This is a genomic window from Ruegeria sp. AF1 (assembly GCF_056542125.1).
Map to the genome: position 1 here is coordinate 26,776 of NZ_JBQFZG010000021.1, position 18,241 is coordinate 45,016.

Below are 18,241 nucleotides of genomic sequence, written 5' to 3' on the forward strand. Positions count from 1 at the left end.
GCAGAACGGCCCCGAAGGGCGGTTACCGGCGCGTCGCGACCAGATCACAGCCGGTCGCACGGCGATCAAGACGGGTGGGGATACACTGACAGGTCATACAGTTTTGTCCCCTACTGCGCCCCGCGTCACTAGCAGATTTACGACAGATTGGCCCACAAGCGACACATTTGTCGCCGCAGAGGGTTCTGCCCTGAACCTGCCTGGTGTCAGTCTAACGGTGCTTAAGGTGAACCGTTTCGCCGGTTTGCAGGGCCTGCTGCGCCGCCAATCCCATTCGCACCGCCCACAAACCGTCATGCACTGTCACATCCGGTTCGGCCTTGTGCCCGCGCACCAGATCCAGAAACCCCTTGTGCTGATAATAGGTCGAGCCGTTGTGATCTCCGGCAGCCAGCAAACGGGGATCGACAGGGATATCCTGCGACATTGGCCCCTTGGGGTCCCGCGGGCTGACGATGACCTGCGGCACGGGCGGCGTTCCCAGATGGTCGGGCCAGAACCGTCCCGGCCCCGGCACCAGAGCCTCGACCTTGGCCTTGGGTCCGATGGCCGAAATCTCCTCCTGATAGCGGGCGCCTTCGGCGAACATGCACAGCTCGAGCATCGCGCGCGCGCCATTGGCGAAATCGACCAGAACATAGCCATGATCCAGTATATCGGGTGTTTCACCCCCGTAGGTTTCGTCCAGATGATTCACCGCCTGCCCACCGCTTGCGGTGATCCGCACAGGGTCGGATTGCAGGATCAGCCGCATCAGATCGAAGAAGTGGCAGCATTTCTCGACAAAGGTGCCGCCGGTGTTGCGGTTGAACCGGTTCCAGTCGCCGACTTTCCGCAGAAACGGAAAGCGATGTTCCCGGATCGACAGCATCCTGACCCCGCCTGTGTCCCCGATCTTGTCGATCAGGGTCGCGATGGGCGGCATATAACGGTATTCCATCGCAACCCAGATCGGGTGTGGATAGTCACGCTGTACCTTCGCTAGCCTTGCGGCGTCCTGGGGGTTGGTGAACAGGGGCTTTTCCACCAATAGCGGCAAGGGGCGCGTTTGCGCGATTTCACAGATCTGGTCGACATGCAGGTGATTTGGGCTGGCTATGACAAGGCAGTCCAGGTCTTCGATATCCAACACCTCTTGCACCGAGCGTGCCATAACCGCCCCCGGCGCAATCGCCTGCGCGGCTTTTGCCATCCCGGGATCGGGTTCGAATATCGCCGCAACACGCGTGCCGTCCAGCAGGGCGATGTTGTGCAGGTGTTCCTGCCCCATCATGCCACATCCGATCAGCCCGTAATTGATGGTCTGGGTCATGCGCGTTTCCTTTTACTTCAGACGTTGGACATAGGTGGCCCGGTCCGGGTCGAACCAGGTCTTTGAAAATTCGACAGGTTCGGCCTTGTCCGACCAGCTGAACCGTTCGATATAGCCCACCGTTTCACCGGCGGCTTTGGTGAACGCCGCGGGCGTCCAATCGGGCAGCTGGCCAATCGATACGCGATCTTCGGCCCGTGATATCCAGAAACCCAGCTGGTGCTGATAATAGCGGTAGAGCGAGTCCGACAGCAGGCTTCGCTTGATCAGGCCGGCTGATTCGTCCAGCCAGATTTCCTCGACCGCGATGATTGTGTCATTCAGATAGCGCATCCGACGTACGCGCGATCCGGTGTCTGAAGTGCCAAAATCCGGCAGATCGGAAGGTTTCTTCAGATGATCGACGGACAGGATATCCGCACGCGGCAACCCGCCCCCTTGGGGCAATTCCAGCCGGAACATCGCGTAGACGCTGTTCTGAGTTCCGGTCTCGCGGATGTAATTTCCTGACCCCTGAATACGCTCCAACATGCCTTTTTTCTCAAGCTCTGCGAGAGATTTTCGCAGCGTGCCGACCGACACGTTCAGCTCGGCCGCCATATCGCGTTCCGGGGGCAGACGCTCACCATCGATCAAGCGGCCCGCAGCGACATCGCGGATCAGCAGCTCGGCAATCTGAACGTAGATAGGCAGGGCATTGGGGTTTCGGGTGTTGGGGGGCATTTCAGGCGCTTCATTCGGTCGCAGGAAAAATTGATACACTATTGATCTACATCAATGTGATTGCTACGCAAGAGGAAAGTAAAAGATGCACGGAGCGTGAATCAAATGACCATCGTCCCCATCACATCCCCTGATCTGGATGCGGCCGAGGTTTCGTGGTTCGCCGCCTTATGTTCGGACGATTATCAGTTCCTGGGTGTGCCTGATGGTGATCTGCGGTCCAGCTGGGAGCATTGCTCGGCCATCGTGAAGGAGGCCGAGGCGCAGGGGTTCCGCAACATCCTGTGCCCGTCATCGTATCAGGTTGGGCAGGACACGCTGAGCTTTGTCGCCGGTTGCGCGCCGATCACGCAGAAGATCAACCTGTTGGCCGCTGTGCGCTGCGGCGAGATGCAGCCGATCATGCTGGCCCGCACGATCGCGACTTTGGATCACATGTTGAAGGGGCGGCTGACCGTCAACATCATTTCATCCGATTTTCCCGGCGAAAAGGCCGACAGTGCCTATCGTTATCAACGGTCGCGCGAAGTGGTCGAGATCCTGAAACAGGCCTGGACGCAGGAGGAAATCAACCATGCGGGCGAGGTCTACAACTTTACAGGTCTGACAACCGACCCGGCGCGACCCTATCAGACTGGCGGGCCGCTGCTGTATTTCGGCGGTTATTCGCCCTCGGCGCTGGAGCTGTGCGGCGAGCATTGCGATGTGTACCTGATGTGGCCGGAAACCAAGGATCAACTGGCCGAGCGGATGAAAGCTGTTCATGCAGTGGCCGAAAATTATGACCGTACGCTCGACTATGGCTTGCGGGTTCACATGATCGTTCGCGATACCGAAGCCGAGGCGCAGGAATACGCGGATTACATCGTTTCAAAACTGGATGACGACTATGGCCGCGCGATCCGCGAACGGGCGTTGGATGCAACGTCGCTTGGCGTAGCGCATCAGGCCAGGAATCGTGATCTGGCGGATAAGTACGGGTATGTGGAACCCGGTCTGTGGACCGGCGTCGGCCGCGCCCGCTCGGGCTGTGGTGCGGCACTGGTTGGATCAACCGATCAGGTCATGTCAAAGATCGAAGATTACCGGAAGATGGGCATTCGCGCGTTCATCTTCTCAGGCTATCCGCACATGGATGAGGCCAAGCATTTCGGTGCTCGTGTGATGCCGCATCTGAAAACCTGCTCGCTTCCCGAAGCCTACGGGCGTGTGCCCAAGACACCCCCGGCCACACCGCTGGGCAACGGAGTGCGCCGCTGATGCAACGCGTGAAACTATCCCCGACGCTGGAAATGAGCCGCCTTGTCTATGGCATGTGGCGGCTGGGTGACGATAGCGACACCTCGGCAGGGCATGTCGAGGCCAAGATTCAGGCCTGTCTTGATCAGGGCATCACCACCTTCGATCAGGCCGATATTTATGGCGGTTACGCGGCCGAAGCCGTTCTGGGCAACGCCTTGCGCGCCAATCCCGGCCTGCGCCAGAAGATGGAGATCGTCACCAAATGTGACATCGTCGCACCTGTGGGGCGGCATTCCGATGCGAAGGTCAAATACTATGACACCTCACGCGCGCATATCCTGAAATCCATCGACATGTCCCTGTTGGAAATGGCCATCGACCACATCGATCTGCTGCTGATCCACCGTCCTGATCCGTTCATGGACCACCACGAAACCGGGGCTGCGCTGGATGAGGCTGTCGCCAGTGGCAAGGTGGGCGCGGTTGGTGTTTCGAACTTCCGCCCGTGGGACTGGACCCTGCTGCAATCGGCGATGAAAACCCGGCTGGTCACCAACCAGATCGAGATCTCACTGGGCGCGATCGCCCCTTTCACCAATGGCGATCTGGCGTTTCACCAGCAGCATGGGCACCACCTTATGGCGTGGTCGCCGCTGGGGGGTGGGCTGCTGATGGCCGGAAACCCGCCCGTCGGGGTTGTCGCTGATGAAATCGCGGAGGAGTTCGGTGTAGACCGGGCCGCTGTGGCCGTCGCCTTCCTGCTGGCTCATCCGGCGGGCATTCTGCCGGTTCTGGGCACCAACAACCTGAACCGTATCAAACGCATCTCAGACGCGTTGAACGTCACCATAGACCGCGAAACCTGGTTCCGCCTGTACGAGGCGGCGCTGGGGCATGAGGTAGCATGATGAACGCAATCTCAAGGAATATGACCCACACCTTTGTGCCACATAAGGACGACACCCGGACCCTGCGGGATGCTTTTGGTCGGTTTGCAACCGGCGTTACCATCGTGACATGCGACAGCGGTGATGGCCCTATCTGCATCACGGCCAACAGCTTTTCGTCACTGTCGCTGGACCCGCCACTGATCATGTGGGCTGGCGACCGCAACTCGCGACGGTTCCCCTATTTTCGCGCGGCACGGCATTTCACGGTGCATGTGTTATCGTCGGCGCAGGCCGAGCTGTGTTTTGGATGCTCGAAAGATGCCCATGCACTGCGCGACATCCGGCATGAGCGCTGTGCAAACGGCACCCCGCTGCTGTCGGATTGTCTGGCACGTTTCGAATGCGAACAACATGCCTATCACGACGCGGGCGATCACGTGATCGTGGTGGGCAAAGTCCTGAAGGCCAGCATGAGCGACGGCGACGCGCTGACGTTCTACGCCGGGAAAATGGGCCAATTCGCGCAGCACTAAGCGCGATCTGACGACCGCGGGACACACCTGCGGCTGAACAAGGGAGGATCCGCATGGGCGGACTGGCATCGGTGCTTGCGCCGGTTGCATTCGTGAACGAAACCGCGCTGCGTCTGGGCCGCGCGGTTGGCGTCGTTGCGATTGCTTTCATGGTCATCGCAATCCTGATTCAGGTGTTCTTCCGATACGTTCTGGGCAACGCCCTGCCCTGGCCGGATGAGGCCGCGCGGTTCTGCATGTTGTGGATGACCGGGTTGATGGCACCGACGGCCTTTCGGCGCGGCGGTTTTGTAGCTATCGACATGCTGCAACGGTTTCTGCCGCGTATGCTCGGCCTGTCACTCAATCTGTTCCTCCTACTGATCTCGCTGGCCGTGCTTTTGGTTGCGGTCAAAATCGGCTGGTCCGAGGTCACGGGCTTTGGCGGCAGGTTTGCAACCGCCGCCCTTTACCTGCCGACATCGCTTGGGTTTGACGAGTGGTACCGCATTCCGCGCAGCTGGATGATGGCCTCGCTGCTGGTGGGGATCATTCTGCTGATCTCGGTCAATATCGAGCTTATCCTGCGTTCCGTGGTCACCCTGCTTGGCGGCGCGCATCTGTTGCCGGACATTCCCGACGCAGCCGTGGGGGCCGAATAGATGCTGATCTGGTTCCTGCCTACGTTCCTGATTTTCCTGCTGATTGGCCTGCCGGTCTTTTTCGCGCTTCTGGCGGCACCCGGCATCTTGCTGTGGCTGAACGGACAGACGAACGACATCACCCTGCTTTATCGTAATGTCTACAACGGCATGGACAGTTTCCCGCTGATGGCCATCCCGTTCTTCATGCTGGCCGGTGAAATGATGAACCGCGGCGGCATCACCATCCGCCTTGTCGAATTCAGCCAGGCGCTGATGGGCCATCTGCGCGGCGGGCTGGCGCATGTAAACGTTCTGAGCTCGATCCTGTTCGCGGGCCTTTCGGGATCAGCGGTGGCTGATACATCCGCCCTGGGTTCGATGCTGATCCCGGCGATGGAAAAACAGGGCTACACCCGCAAATTCGCCGCCGCCATTACGGCCGCGAGTTCGGTCATCGGGCCAATCATCCCGCCCTCGGGCATCATGATCATCTATGCCTATGTCATGGGCGAAAGTGTGGCCGCCTTGTTCCTTGCGGGGATCGTGCCCGGGATCATGGTGGGTGTCGGCCTGATGGTGATGATCAAGTTCATGGCCGACAAGTACGATTTTCCCGTCGCCAGCCGGAAATACACATGGGATGAGCGGCGCAAAGCCAGCCTCAAGGCGTTCTTCCCACTGATGACGCCCGTGATCATTCTGGGCGGCATTCTGGGGGGCATCTTTACTCCGACCGAGGCCGCCGCTGTTGCTGTGGGCTACGCCTTTATCATCGGATTTTTCGTTCTGCGTACACTGACCCTGAGGGAAATTCCGGATGTTCTGAGCAATGCAGGTATGACGTCGGCTGTGGTGCTGCTGCTGGTTGGCGCAGCAATGGCGTTCAAGACCGTAGTCAGCCTGAGCCATGCCCCGGAACAATTGGCCTCGTTGATCCTCAGCCTGTCGGAAAATCCGCTGATCCTGTTGTTTCTGATCAACCTGTTGTTGTTTATCGTCGGTATGTTTCTGGACGCAGGCCCCGCGATCATCATCCTTGGCCCGATCCTTGGTCCCATTTTCACTGGCCTCGGCGTAGACCCGATCCATTTCGCCATCATCATGAGCGTCAATCTGACCGTCGGCCTTGCAACGCCCCCCATGGGGTTGGTGCTGTTCGTGGCCGCCGCCGTGTCGCGGGAGCGGGTCGAGACGATCGCCAAGGCGATCCTGCCGTTTCTGGCTGTCGAAATCATCGTGATCTTTCTGATCACCTACATCCCCGCACTATCCATGACGATCCCGAGGATAACGGGATTTGCAAACTGACTGAGTATCACAGGGAGGAAACGCATGCTCGGAAACTTCATCAAAACAGCGGCGATTGCCACATCGCTTGTGGCCGCGTCTGCGGTCGCTGCGGTGGCTGCGGACTATACGCTGCGCGCCACTGCCAATTCGAACGAAAATGACGAGGATTACGACGGTCTGATCGTTTTCAAGAACTATGTCGAGGCGGCGTCGAACGGCGCCATCGAGGTTGAGCTGTTCATCGGCACCCAGCTGTGTTCGAACGGTGCAGAATGCCTGCAAGGCGTGGCGGATGGCACCATCGATATCTATATCTCTACCTCGGGCGGGGCCTCGGGCATCTTCCCCTATGTGCAGGTTCTGGACCTGCCCTATCTGATGGCCGATGACCGGATCGCCGAGCATGTTCTGTCGGGCGATTTCACCCGTAAGATGCGCGACATGGCGCTGGAGGATTCAGGTGGCGCGATCCGCCTGATGACCATCGGCAACACCGGCGGCTGGCGCAACTTCGCCAACACAAAGCACCGCGTCGCCGAGCCTGCCGACATGGAAGGTCTGAAAATCCGTACCGTCGTCGCCGACCTGCCACAGGAACTGGTCAAGGCACTGGGCGCGTCACCTACACCGATCCCGTGGCCGGAACTTTTCACCAGCTTCCAGACCGGCGTCGTCGAGGGGTCCAAGAACGGCATCACCGACATCATGGGCATGAAGTTCCCGGATGCGGGTCTGCAATATGTCACGCTGGACGGGCACGCCTATATGGGTGCGCTGTGGTGGATGAACAACGCCAAGTTCCAGGCGATGCCCGAAGATATGCGCCGGGTCGTTGTCGATGGGTTCTACGCCCTGCAACAGGCCACTTTTGCCTCGCCCAAGCGCAAATCGATTCAGGCCTATGAGGACTTCGTCGCAGGTGGCGGTGACCTGTATGTCCCGACACCCGAGCAGAAGGCTGCGTTCAAAGCCGCGGCTTCACCTGTCTATGACTGGTTCCAGACCAATGTTGCCCGTGGTGATGAGATCTTTGCCGCGCTGACCGATGCGGTCACGGCGGCTGAGGCGGACGTGAACGCCTCGCGCAATGCAGACCTGAACTAAACGGACGGGTCGGGCCTTGTGGCCCGGCCCTTATCGAAACGGGTACATCCACCCTTTGTAGTCGTTGACCAGAACATGCGCCTTCTCGATCTGCTCCGGCGACATTTTCTTGATCACTTCCTCAAGGCTGATCGCCGCATCGGGATCGCCGCCAATGGCGCTGAGCGTGTACCACATATAGGCCCGCACCAGATCGGGGGCGGGCAATCCCAGACCCAGTTCGTAGTACCAGCCGACCCCCGACTGCGCCCCCGGATGCCCCTTCATCGAGGCACGCAGATACCATTCAAACGCCCTTTCATGGTCCTGCTCGACCCCAAGACCCAGCCCGTACATCACACCAATCAGTTCCTCGGCCTCGGCATTGCCCGACCGGGCGGCGGGCAGCAGTTCCGCGCGCGCGGCTTCAAACTCTCCGGCCTCCATCATGTCACGGGCCTGTTCCAGCTCAGCCAGAGCCGGGGTCGCAAGAAAACAAAGGGTAAAGAGAAACTGGCGCATTGGGCGATTGTCCTCGTTTGGGCGGGGGCCGCGGTGGCGCAGGACCTGCCGCGCCCGCTGACAGATGATGACTTTATCCCATTTGATATGGAACAGGCCACTATCGGTCATCAACTGTTTTACGATCCGATCCTGTCAGGCAATCAGAACATTTCGTGCGCCCATTGCCACCACCCCGATTTCGGCACCTCCGACGGGTTGTCCCTGGGGATCGGCGAAGGCGGACAGGGTCTTGGACCGGAGCGCACACCGGGTACCGGGGCGGACAAGATCCGCAAACGCATTCCCCGAAATGCGCCGGGGTTGTGGAACCTCGGGGCCAAGGACATCCGTACCGTTTTCCACGATGGCCGCCTGAGCATCTCGGACCTCTATGGCAACGGGTTCAATTCGCCTGCACAGGAATGGCTGCCCGGGGGATTGAACTCGCTTCTGGCGGCGCAGGCCTTGTTCCCGCTGACCGCGCAATTCGAGATGGCCGGTAATGTCGCTGAAAATCAGGTGACCGGCGCGGTTCACGACAGGATCGACAAGGGCTGGCCGATCCTTGCCAAACGCGTGCGGACCGATCCGCGCTATGGCCCTGCCATAGTCGCGGCTTTTGACAACATCGAGACCACCGAAGACATCACGATCACCCAGATCGCCAACGCGCTGGCGGCCTTCATGGCCATCGAGTGGCGCAGCACCGACAGCCCATTCGACCAGTACTTGGCCGGGGACAAGGATGCGCTGTCAGACATCCAGAAAGACGGGATGAACCTGTTTTATGGCAATGCGCGATGCGCGACCTGCCATGCGGGTCCGTTGATGTCGGACCAAGAGTTTCACGCGCTAGGTTTGCCCCCTTTCGGGCCGGGCCGGACCCGGCAATGGGACCCATATGCGCGGGACGTTGGACGGATGGCGGAAAGCAACCGTCTGGAAGACGCCTATCGCTTTCGCACGCCGATGCTGCGCAATGTCGCCCTGACCGCGCCCTACGGGCATAACGGTGCTTTTGCGGACCTCGAAAGCATGATCCGTCACCATCTTGACCCACAGACCAGCCTTGCCAAATGGAAACCCGACATGGCTGCGTTGCCCAAGGTCCCCTGGTTGCAAGAGGCGGATTTCGCGGTGTGGGAAGACCGGTTCGAAATGGAACGCCAGCGCAGCAGGATCGACATTGTGCCAGTGACACTTTCGGATGCGGAAATCGGCGCCCTTGTCGCATTTCTGCATTCCCTGACGGGCACTGGTGTTGGCTCTCCTCCTTTCGGGGTGCCTGCCGATTTCAACCCCTGAAGGCGGTTGCGCCATAATGCCAATTGATCCGACATAATGTCGGCATATCCGATCACTTCGTCAAATTGCGGTCTATGAAATGTCTGGCCAGCCCTGCACCATAATATCAGGAACAGAAATTTACGGAGACGTTGATGTCCTGGAATATTTGCGTAATCGGGGCAGGCAAGATCGGTCAGATGATCGCGACGCTGCTGAGGGCCTCGCCAAACTATACAGTGACTGTGGCCGACCATGACCTGAAAGCACTGGGTGATATCACAAGGCTTGGTATTGGCACGAAACAGATTGATGCCCGGGATGCGGACAGTCTGGCAAAGGAACTGACCGGGTTTAACGCCGTGGTTTCAGCGGCACCGTTCTTTTTGACCCCGAACATTGCCAAGGCCGCCAAAGAGGCGGGCGCGCATTATTTCGACCTGACCGAAGACGTTGCGGCCACCGAGGCCGTACGCCAGCTGGCCGAAGGCAGTGAGACAGCTTTCATGCCGCAATGTGGTCTGGCACCTGGTTTTGTGGGTATCTCCGGAGCCGCGCTTGCAGCGGAGTTCGATGAGCTGGACAGCCTGCATATGCGGGTGGGGGCACTGCCGCTTTATCCGACCAATGCGCTGAAGTACAATCTGACCTGGTCGACCGATGGGTTGATCAACGAGTACTGCAATCCATGCGACGCCATTGTGAACGGCAAACTGGTCAAGACAGCACCACTGGAAGATTACGAGATTCTGGGTCACGATGGTGTGGAATACGAGTGTTTCAACACCTCGGGCGGGTTGGGCACGCTGCCGGAAACGCTGGAAGGCAAGGCGCGGGCCGTGTCTTATCGCACGATCCGGTATCCCGGCCATTGTGAAATCCTGAAGCTGCTGCTGCACGATCTGGGGCTGGAACGCCGCCGCGATCTGCTGAAAGAGATCTTCGAGACCGCCCTGCCCCGCACCGATCAGGACGTGGTGCTGGTCTATTGCACGGCCAAGGGTATGATCAATGGCGTTCTGCGCGAGAAATCCCTGATCAACAAGAGCTTTGCCCGTACCATCAACGGACAGGTCTGGAGTGCCATTCAGGTCACCACAGCTGCGGGTATTCTGGGCGTCGTTGACCTGATGCGTACCGGCACGCTGCCTTCGAAAGGGTTTGTCCGGCAGGAACAGGTCAAACTGAACGACTTCCTGAAAACAGAATTTGGCCAGCTGTATCGTGCTGGTGACGTGACCCGGCAAAACAAGGCGGCCTGAGATATGAAAGACATCGTAATGACAGCCCAAACCACGCTTGCAAATCTGGATCTGACGGGTGCCGCATTGAAGGGCGGCACCCTGAAAGTGACGTCGCCGATTGACGGCAGCCTGCTGGCCGACGTGCATGAAACTCCGGCCACCGAAATGGACGCGATCATTGCCCGCGCCAAAACCGCGTTCAAGGCGTGGCGCGTTGTGCCGGCCCCGCGTCGGGGCGAGCTGATCCGCCTGTTGGGCGAAGAGCTGCGCGCCGCCAAGGACGATCTGGGCGCGCTTGTCAGCTGGGAGGCCGGCAAGATCACGTCCGAAGGTCTGGGCGAAGTGCAGGAGATGATCGACATCTGCGACTTTGCCGTTGGTCTGTCGCGTCAGCTTTACGGTCTGACCATCGCATCGGAACGTCCGGGGCACCGGATGATGGAAACCTGGCATCCGGCGGGCCCAGTCGGGGTGATCTCGGCCTTCAATTTCCCGGTTGCCGTCTGGTCGTGGAACGCCGCTTTGGCACTGGTTTGTGGCGATCCGGTGGTCTGGAAACCGTCCGAGAAGACCCCGCTGACAGCGATGGCCTGCCAGAAGATCTTTGAACGCGCGCTGGTGCGGTTTGGCGATGCCCCCGAAGGGTTACTTCAGGTCCTGATCGGTGGCGCGGAGTTGGGCGAGGCGCTGGTGGCCAGCGAAGATGTTCCGATCATCTCGGCCACGGGTTCGACACGTATGGGTCGTGCAGTTGCGCCCATTGTAGCGGCACGCTTTGGCAAGTGCATTCTGGAACTGGGTGGCAACAACGCGATGATCGTTGGCCCTTCGGCGGATCTGGAAATGGCCGTGCGCGCCATTGTCTTCTCGGCCGTTGGGACCGCCGGTCAGCGCTGTACCACGCTGCGCCGTCTGATCGTGCACAACTCGATCCGCGAGGAACTGGTGGGCCGCCTGAAAAAGGCTTATGCCGGTTTGCCCATCGGCAATCCGCTGTCTGAGGGCACGTTGATCGGGCCACTGGTAGATGAGGCATCGGGTGCCGCCATGACAGCCGCACTGGAAACCGCAAGGGCCGAAGGCGGCACCGTGTTTGGCGGCGCGCGCGTGACCGCAGGGCTTCCTGCGGGTGTCTATATGCAGCCCGCAATCGTCGAAATGCCCGGCCAAAGTGCGGTCGTGAAAACCGAGACATTCGCACCGATCCTTTATGTCATGGGCTATGACGATTTTGACGATGCGATCCAGATTCAAAACGATGTGCCGCAAGGGCTGTCATCCTGTGTGTTCACGCTGAACATGCGCGAGGCCGAGCAATTCCTGACTGCGGCGGGGTCGGATTGCGGTATTGCCAACGTCAACATCGGCCCCTCGGGCGCCGAGATTGGTGGCGCATTCGGAGGCGAGAAAGAAACCGGTGGCGGACGCGAAAGCGGCTCGGACGCGTGGAAGGCCTATATGCGCCGCCAGACCAACACCGTGAACTACTCGGCAGAGCTCCCGCTGGCGCAGGGTGTCAAATTCGACATCTGAACCAGCGCGCAAACTGACGGACATTCTGATCCCCCCGGAGCTTTGATGTTTCGGGGGGATTGCTTTTGTCGCGCAGGGTTTGGCACTGGCCGGCTGAAGCAGGCACAAAACCGGTGGTTCTTGACGAAATCCCTGCCGTGCGGCATGTGATGTCGCTGGGGGGAACGGCATGTCCGATAAGGTCAGATGGCCCGACACGGCATGTATGAACAGATTAAGCGTCCGAGTGGCCCCGATGGCTGGCTGCTTTTATACCGGAAGGTAAGTAAGATATGTGCCCTGCACCCATTGATGCAGAGACCCCGCGCGGGTTCATCATCCCGATCGGCGGCGGCGAAGACCGCGTCAAGGAAATGCAGATCCACCGTAAGTTCGTAGAGCTTTCAGGTGGTGAGAATGCCGATATTGTCGTGATCCCGACAGCCTCGATGCTGGAAGAGACCGGACCGGATTACAATCGCATCTTTTCCGAACTGGGTGCGGGCAAGGTCGAATTTCTGCCCATCTCACGTCGTGCCGATTGCGATAATCCCGATTATGCCGAGATGCTAGACCGCGCCACAGGGGTTTTCATGACCGGTGGCAATCAGCTGCGACTGTCGGCGATTCTGGGTGGCACGCTTGTTGCGCAGAAAATTCGCCGTCGGAATGCGGCCGGTGTGCCGGTTGCCGGCACTTCAGCCGGGGCATCAATCATGTCCGAACACATGGTGGCCGGGGGCAGCAGCAACTCGGCCCCGGCTGAGGGCAATATCACGCTGGCTCCGGGCATGGGCTTGACCAACGCCGTCATCATCGACCAGCATTTCACACAGCGCAATCGGCTGGGACGTTTGTTAACTGCTTCATCTTTCAACCCTTTTTTGATCGGACTGGGTATCGACGAAGACACGGCAGCCTTCATCGGACCCGATAATGTCCTTGAAGTCGTGGGCAGTGGATCGGTTACCGTCGTTGACGCCAGTCATCTGACTCATTCGTCGATGTGGGACGCGCGCCGCGGTGAAGCACTGAGCCTGCTTGGACTTCGGCTTGACGTTCTGGGCGAAGGGTGCCGTTATGATCTGACGGCTCGCCAGGCTTTTCCGCCGGATGAGCATATGGCGTTCTGCACATTGCCGGACATGTCCGGTCAAGAGGCCGCCAGCGGGGGGAATAATAGCTAACCAACGGGGAGCCTCATGAAAATAATCTCGACCAATGTCTTTGTCGGCCCAAATGTCTGGGCAAGTTTTCCGGTCATTCGCCACGTCATCGATCTGGGTGTTCTGGAAGAGTGGCCCTCGGCAAAAATTGGTTCCGAGTTTATTGACGCCTTGATCAAGGCGCTTCCCGGTCTGGCGGAACATGGCTGCTCCTATCGCGAACCCGGCGGCTTCATCCGCCGCCTGCGCGAGGATGAAGGCACCTGGTTGGGGCATGTGCTGGAACATTGCGCCATCGAAGTGCAGAACGTGGCCGGGTCCGACGTGACCTTTGGCCGTACGCGCGGCACAGGTGAGCCGGGCCAGTACAATATGGTCTATGAATACCGCCAGCGTGACGTCGGTCTGGATGCGGGCAATTTGGCGATGCGGTTGCTGATGCACCTGCTGCCGCAATCCCTGAAAGATCAGGTGGATTACGAATTCGACCCGGACTTCAACTGGGATGAAGAACTGCGCAGCTTTGTGCTGAGGGCGCAACGCAAGGAATTTGGCCCGTCGACCGGATCGCTGGTCAAGGCGGCGCAGGAACGCGACATCCCGTGGATCAGGCTGAATTCCGGCTCGCTTGTGCAATTCGGACACGGCAAGTTTCAGAAACGCATTCAGGCGACAATTACGTCCGAGACCAAGCATATCTCGGTCGAGATTTCCTGCGACAAGGAAGACACCCATAATCTGCTGAACGATCTTGGCCTGCCGGTACCGCAGCAGCGCATGGTCTATTCGGCCCGCGAGGCCGTGCGTGCGGCAGCGCGGATCGGGTTTCCGGTGGTGGTCAAACCGTTGGACGCCAACCATGGGCGCGGCGTGTCGATCAATCTGAATTCCGATGCCGAGGTCGAGGCGGGCTTTGCCGAGGCCAAGGAGCATTCACGCAGCCGCGCCATTCTGGTTGAAAGCTTCATCACCGGCTTTGATCACCGGATGCTGGTCGTGAACGACAAACTGGTTGCGGTGGCCAAACGCGTCCCCGGCCATGTAATAGGCGACGGCACCCATACGATTGCCGAACTGGTCGACATCGTGAACCAAGACCCGCGTCGGGGCATCGGGCATGAAAAAGTGCTGACCAGGCTCGAGCTGGACAATCAGGCTAACCGCCTGATGGAGAATGCGGGCGTGACGGAAGACACTGTCTTGCCCGAGGGCGAGGTTTTCTATCTGCGCTCGACCGCGAACCTGTCAACGGGTGGCACCGCCATCGACCTGACCGACGTGGTGCATCCCGACAACCGCGACATGGCCGAACGCGCCATCATGGCCGTCGGGCTGGATGTGGGCGGTGTCGATTTCCTGATCGACGATATCACTAAATCCTACAAGGATATCGGTGGCGCGATTGTCGAAGTAAACGCCGCCCCCGGTTTCCGGATGCATGTGGCCCCGTCCGAAGGTCAGCCGCGCGATGTGGCAGGCAAGGTCATCGACATGCTGTTCCCCCCCAATGAACAGACCCGCATCCCGATTGCGGCCATAACCGGCACCAACGGCAAGACGACCACGTCGCGGATGCTGGGTCATATCATGAAAACCAGCGGCAAAATCGTTGGCATGACCTCGACCGACGGCGTCTATGTGGATGGCAAGCTGAGCGTCAAGGGGGATATGACCGGCCCGAAATCGGCACAGATCGTCCTGCGTGATCCGATGGTCGATTTTGCGGTGATGGAAACCGCGCGGGGCGGGCTGGTGCGCTCGGGTCTGGGCTATCAACGCTCGAACGTGGCGGCCTGTCTGAACGTCTCGGCAGATCATCTGGGTCTGGGCGGGATCAACACGGTAGAGGAGCTGGCCGTCGTCAAACGGGTGGTGGTGGAAAGCGCGACCGATACGGCCGTGCTGAACGCCGACGACATCAATTGTCTGAAAATGGCCGATTATGCCGGGGCGGATCAGATCTTCTATGTCACGACCAACCCCGGTCACAGTCTGGTCAAGGAACATATCAAGACAGGGGGCAAAGCCATCGTGCTGGAAAAAGGCATGAATGGCGACATGCTGACCATCTATGACAAAGGGCTTCACATCCCGGTTCTGTGGTCGCATCTGATCCCCGCCACCCTTGAGGGCAAGGCGATCTTCAACGTGCAAAACGCCATGGTCGCGGCGGCAATGGCCTATAGTTTTGGGGTCGATCTGGACAATATCCGGCATGGTCTGCGCACTTTCGACACCAGTTATTTCCAAGCGCCGGGGCGGATGAACGTCTATGATGAACATCCCTTCAAAGTGATTCTTGATTACGGCCACAACCCAGCCGCGCTGAAAGCGATGGCCGCATTGGCCGATCAGTTGGACGTCAAGGGCCGCAGGCTGTGCGTTGTTGCGATGCCCGGCGACCGCCGCGATGAAGACATCGTTGATGGAGCCGCAGCGCTCGCCGGGCATTTTGATCATTTCATCTGCAAGGCCGATGACCGCCGCCGGGGTCGCGGGCATGACGAAGTGCCGCAAATGATGCGGCAGGCCCTGATCGATTGCGGGACGCCAGATGAGGCGATCACGATCATCCCGGATGAGGTTGAGGCCGTGACCGCCGCGCTGGAAATGGCGGCACCGGGCGATCTGCTGGTGATCTTTGGCGATGACACCACACGGTGCTGGAAACAGATCATCTACTTCAATTCCGATGGCGAAACCTCTGAAACCGAGGCGGCACCCAGGACCAGCCCCGCCGACACCACGTTCGAGGACATGTTCGACAGCGACCAGAACCTGATCCGGGACGAACGCGGCGTAAGACTGGCGCGTGAAGTCAGCGAAGACGCGGATTGAGCGAGGGCACCGGAATGGACCGGATCGAAGAGCTTGAAACCGCGCTGACCATCGAATGCGCGACCGCTGATCATATTCAGGTGGATGACGCGCGGCGTCTGACCGGCCCCGGCCTGTTATGGGATCACCCCGGCGCGGTGATGGATGTGTTTTTCACGGATATCGACCCCGCGCAGGTCATTGCACTGTGGGAAAAACATGCCCGGCGCGTTCTTGATGCGCTTGGCTGGCAGGATCAGGCACTGACCCACCGTACCTTCACCGGTGGTGTCAATCTGGCAATCTCGGCACCGATGGATCAGCTTTATTCCGCGATCTTTGCAGCGCAGACCGCCTGGCATTTCTGTGCGGCAGAGTTGTTGGCGACGACGCCGGGAGATTTTGATCAGATGATCCGGGACGTCAAAGGCGTCATGGCGAAGGAGGCCAATCCTGCGCTGATCGCCCTGATCACGGCAGCCGAGGCGCATGGCGTGGATATCCTGTGCGACGATGACGAAATTTCCATCGGGCATGGCACCGGCAGTCAAACCTGGCCTGTCGACGCATTGCCCGCCCCGGATGACGTGGACTGGCCCGCCCTTCACAACATCCCCGTCGCCTTCATCACCGGAACAAATGGCAAGACCACGACGACCCGGTTGCTGGAGGCCATCGCCCGCGCCTCGGGCAAGGTCGCGGGACTGACCTCGACCGAGTTTGTGCGGGTGGGTGATGATATTCTGGATCGCGGCGATTATTCCGGCCCCGGCGGAGGGCGGATGTTGCTACGCGACAAGCGGCTTGAAATCGGCTGCCTCGAAGTGGCCCGTGGGGGTATCCTGCGCCGCGGCCTGCCGACACGTGCCGCCATGGCCGCCACTGTCACCAACGTGGCGAACGATCATCTGGGGCAATACGGCGTCAACACGGTGCCCGAGCTGGCTCAGGCGAAATTCGCCGTGCACCGGACACTGACCAAGGGCGGCGTTCTGGCCCTGAATGCCGATGATCCTTTTGTCCGTGCCGAGGCCGAAAACACTACGGCAAATATCTGGTGGTTTTCTCTGGATGCCGGGAGTGATCTGATCCGTCGGGCGCGGGACGCGGGAACATGCTGCGCTTATGTTTCGCAGGGCAATATCGTCTTTTTCGACGGCCGGTCCGAGCAGGTGGTCATAGCTGTGTCCGACGTGCCCCTGACCATGGGCGGGGCCGCGAAATACAACATCCTGAACGCTCTGGCGGCTATGTGCCTTGCGCTGGCTTTGAAGCTGACGCTTGAGGCGGTGCGGCATGGGTTGGCCGGGTTCAAACCGGATGCCAGGGACAATCCGGGTCGCTGTAACGAATTCCTATACAACGGCGCTCAGGTTTTCGTGGATTTCGCGCATAACCCGCATTCGATTTCTGCCGTGTGCGATGCGCTGTCGGCCCTGCCAGCAAAACGGCGGTTCATCATGCTCAGCCATGCCGGAGATCGCTCGGATCAGGACATTCGGGACGTCACTGCAACCGCGTTGAATTTCCAACCCGACGTGGTCGTTGCTGCTGAACTGGAAGGGTATCTACGGGGCCGCTCATTGGGAGAGATACCGGACCTGATCGAAAAGTCTGCCCTGGAACAGGGATATGACAAGACCCAGATCCAAAGGGCCGCATCCCCGTCGGAGGCCGCCGCGATGATCCTGAAACAGATGGAACCGGGCGATCTAGCCTTGCTGCTGGTTCTGTCGGAACGCGACGCCGTGCTTGAGATGCTGAACCAGCAGGCGACCTAGCGGTTTGAGGGATCAGTAAAGCAACGAACCGCCATTTCCGTCTGCGATCATCTGAGCAGCAATTCGCGCATCACCCTTGCATTGACACCCAGCCTGACAATACTCGCCTAACACAGGCAACAGACAGTTGAGGTTAGGTGTTATGGAGATTGAGCGGACGGGGTTGTCGGGTGTGTTGGTTATTCGCCCGCAGCGGCATGGGGATTTGCGGGGGTTTTTTTCTGAAAGCTGGAACAA

At 59.5% G+C, this 18,241-nt stretch carries 15 protein-coding genes and 1 pseudogene; 13 read left to right on the plus strand and 3 right to left on the minus strand.

Annotated features, from left to right (window positions below; translation table 11 throughout):
• Positions 1–211: 211 nt before the first annotated feature.
• Positions 212–1,312: a Gfo/Idh/MocA family protein gene (locus ACR0BK_RS18685; RefSeq protein ID WP_480555884.1), complete on the minus strand. Its 1,101-nt coding sequence runs from the start codon at positions 1,310–1,312 to the stop codon at positions 212–214.
• Positions 1,313–1,324: 12 nt separating this feature from the next.
• Entirely contained in the window at positions 1,325–2,035 is a 711-nt protein-coding gene (locus tag ACR0BK_RS18690; protein WP_480477535.1) for a GntR family transcriptional regulator, read from the minus strand.
• A gap of 105 nt (positions 2,036–2,140) precedes the next feature.
• Here ACR0BK_RS18690 and ACR0BK_RS18695 point away from each other — a divergent pair, with 105 nt between their 5' ends.
• Genes ACR0BK_RS18695 through ACR0BK_RS18720 form a run of 6 tightly spaced genes read left to right on the plus strand, consistent with a single transcriptional unit; the run spans position 2,141 to position 7,717 of the window.
• Positions 2,141–3,295: an LLM class flavin-dependent oxidoreductase gene (locus tag ACR0BK_RS18695; protein ID WP_480555885.1), complete on the plus strand. Its 1,155-nt coding sequence runs from the start codon at positions 2,141–2,143 to the stop codon at positions 3,293–3,295.
• Positions 3,295–4,185, plus strand: coding sequence for an aldo/keto reductase (locus ACR0BK_RS18700; RefSeq protein WP_480555886.1), 891 nt, complete (start codon positions 3,295–3,297; stop codon positions 4,183–4,185). Before ACR0BK_RS18695 ends, ACR0BK_RS18700 begins: the two co-directional genes overlap by 1 nt.
• Positions 4,185–4,700 carry a flavin reductase family protein gene (locus ACR0BK_RS18705; RefSeq protein WP_480477541.1) on the plus strand — a complete coding sequence of 172 codons (516 nt, stop codon included), beginning with the start codon at positions 4,185–4,187 and terminating at the stop codon, positions 4,698–4,700. The genes ACR0BK_RS18700 and ACR0BK_RS18705 overlap by 1 nt, the downstream gene beginning before the upstream one ends.
• A gap of 53 nt (positions 4,701–4,753) precedes the next feature.
• On the plus strand, positions 4,754–5,341 hold the full coding sequence (locus ACR0BK_RS18710) for a TRAP transporter small permease (protein WP_480521092.1): 588 nt from the start codon (positions 4,754–4,756) through the stop codon (positions 5,339–5,341).
• The gene (locus ACR0BK_RS18715) at positions 5,342–6,631 is read left to right on the plus strand and encodes a TRAP transporter large permease (protein WP_480477545.1); all 1,290 of its coding nucleotides are present in this window, start codon (positions 5,342–5,344) and stop codon (positions 6,629–6,631) included.
• Between the two features lie 24 nt (positions 6,632–6,655).
• The gene (locus ACR0BK_RS18720) at positions 6,656–7,717 is read left to right on the plus strand and encodes a TRAP transporter substrate-binding protein (protein ID WP_480555887.1); all 1,062 of its coding nucleotides are present in this window, start codon (positions 6,656–6,658) and stop codon (positions 7,715–7,717) included.
• Between the two features lie 30 nt (positions 7,718–7,747).
• Here the strand turns inward: ACR0BK_RS18720 and ACR0BK_RS18725 are convergent, their stop codons facing one another.
• Complete coding sequence (locus tag ACR0BK_RS18725) at positions 7,748–8,218, minus strand: tetratricopeptide repeat protein (protein ID WP_480477549.1); 471 nt, start codon at positions 8,216–8,218, stop codon at positions 7,748–7,750.
• Positions 8,219–8,251: 33 nt separating this feature from the next.
• Between ACR0BK_RS18725 and ACR0BK_RS18730 the strand changes: the two genes are divergently transcribed.
• From ACR0BK_RS18730 to ACR0BK_RS18760, 7 genes and pseudogenes are all read left to right on the plus strand, one after another.
• A complete protein-coding gene (locus ACR0BK_RS18730; RefSeq protein WP_480555888.1) occupies positions 8,252–9,505 on the plus strand; it encodes a cytochrome-c peroxidase in 1,254 nt (417 codons plus the stop codon).
• A 134-nt stretch (positions 9,506–9,639) separates the two neighbouring features.
• Entirely contained in the window at positions 9,640–10,746 is a 1,107-nt protein-coding gene (locus tag ACR0BK_RS18735; RefSeq protein WP_480496091.1) for a saccharopine dehydrogenase family protein, read from the plus strand.
• 3 nt (positions 10,747–10,749) lie between these two features.
• Entirely contained in the window at positions 10,750–12,261 is a 1,512-nt protein-coding gene (amaB, locus tag ACR0BK_RS18740; protein ID WP_480496093.1) for an L-piperidine-6-carboxylate dehydrogenase, read from the plus strand.
• 272 nt (positions 12,262–12,533) lie between these two features.
• Positions 12,534–13,427: a cyanophycinase gene (locus ACR0BK_RS18745; protein ID WP_480555889.1), complete on the plus strand. Its 894-nt coding sequence runs from the start codon at positions 12,534–12,536 to the stop codon at positions 13,425–13,427.
• 15 nt (positions 13,428–13,442) lie between these two features.
• The gene (gene cphA / locus ACR0BK_RS18750) at positions 13,443–16,244 is read left to right on the plus strand and encodes a cyanophycin synthetase (protein ID WP_480477559.1); all 2,802 of its coding nucleotides are present in this window, start codon (positions 13,443–13,445) and stop codon (positions 16,242–16,244) included.
• Positions 16,241–18,004 (plus strand): Mur ligase family protein, encoded by a 1,764-nt coding sequence (locus ACR0BK_RS18755; protein WP_480555890.1) that lies wholly within the window; start codon positions 16,241–16,243, stop codon positions 18,002–18,004. Before cphA ends, ACR0BK_RS18755 begins: the two co-directional genes overlap by 4 nt.
• Positions 18,005–18,146: 142 nt before the next feature.
• A pseudogene (locus tag ACR0BK_RS18760) lies at positions 18,147–18,241 on the plus strand (dTDP-4-dehydrorhamnose 3,5-epimerase); the annotation flags it as partial.